At 36.6% G+C, this 1,425-nt stretch carries 1 protein-coding gene; it reads right to left on the bottom strand.

The features are described 5' to 3' along the window. Positions 1 to 817: 817 nt before the first annotated feature. A complete protein-coding gene (locus tag VER_RS10345; protein ID WP_202922170.1) occupies positions 818 to 1,330 on the bottom strand; it encodes a hypothetical protein in 513 nt (170 codons plus the stop codon). Positions 1,331 to 1,425 lie beyond the last annotated feature (95 nt).

Genomic DNA, 1,425 nt, shown 5'->3' with positions numbered 1-1,425 from the left:
TTTGTCCTATAACCCTAAAAAAGCGTTGTTAAAGGCTTTATTTAGGTGCGCCTAAAAACTAAAATAAGGACTTCTTTGAGAGTTATGATATCTCAAAGAAGTCCTTATTTTAAAAAGAAAAGAGAGCTGTAACTTAAATGACGGAGAAAATCCGTATTTCGTTACAGCCCCTTTGTCTTTAACGCTCCGCCCTTTAGTTACCTTGGTGGCGGGACACCCTCTTTAACGTTACACTCTTCAATTTCTTCGGTGGTGAAACACCCTCTAAAATGGTCCACGCTTTTAATTTAATGGTGGCGGAACACCCTCTTTAATACATTAATAGTATACACCATTTTTTTATATTAAACAATTAAATCTTTATATTTTAGTACCCATTTAATAGCTTTTACTATGCTTTCTACTTCACTATCTTTAATGTCAGTACCTTCAATATCATCATTGAAAACAGGAAATTTATCTTTATAAGCATTTAAAATATTAGCCGCATTATCACGACCAAAATCTTCAAGGAGAATTTTATTATAACAAATTGCATAAATTATAGCTTGAACACCTCTTGATTACCTCTTGGCTGGGAAAGCTGTTATATCACTTTTTGCCGTTTTTTCTCAAATCCCACTTCGGACTATCTCTTTTTTTACCAAAAATATTACCCCCTACAAAGCCTTATATAATCAGCGTTTATAGAGGGTATTTTTGTTATATGCTTTTCAAGATAGTCCGAATTGGGATTCTATAGAACCTGTAAACTCTGTAAATTATGTAAATTCTACAAGTTCTATGCTTCACCTTTTTCAGACTGGTTATGTGTAATCTATTGAACTTCTCCCTGATGACCTTCAACGTGGTTTTCTTCGCCATGATGTTCTTTAGCGGACTGGCCTTCGTCATGCCCCTGGTGATGACCGTGTTTACCACAACATTTGTGCCCTTCACCGTGATGCCCTTCGTCATGGTGTCCTTCACCGTGGTGGCCCTCGCCATGACCGTGACCATGATGGTGACCGTGACGATGTTTACATTTGCCTTCTGTTTCACCATGCATAATACGGCGGAAAATCGCATGAACCGCTTCGATAGGCTGGCCTTCTTCCATGGCGCGATTAGCATGAGCTAGAGCCTGACGAAAGGTTTTGTGCGCTTCATCATTAGGAACCTTATCAACCTCTTTAAAATCAAAATCCATAATTTGTTTGAATAAAGCATGAATTTCTTCACTAGACATACCTTGTTCCTTAGCCAATTCCACGTGTTTCATGGCCCAATCGTAGCGAGCTTTTTCATGTGGATCAGTAGGTACTTCGCGAGTTGCATGTGGACATTTCATAATTTTACCTCTTTTCTTATTATATAACTAAAATAACATTTAAAAAAAATTACATTAGAGCTAAATTTAATTTTTTTGATAGTATAAAATATTTT

It is taken from the genome of Veillonella sp. R32, from assembly GCF_010093125.1.
In the GTDB taxonomy this organism is placed as follows: Bacteria; Bacillota; Negativicutes; order Veillonellales; family Veillonellaceae; genus Veillonella_A.
Note: the sequence above shows the minus strand (reverse complement) of the source record. Positions and strands in the feature narration are given on the sequence as shown.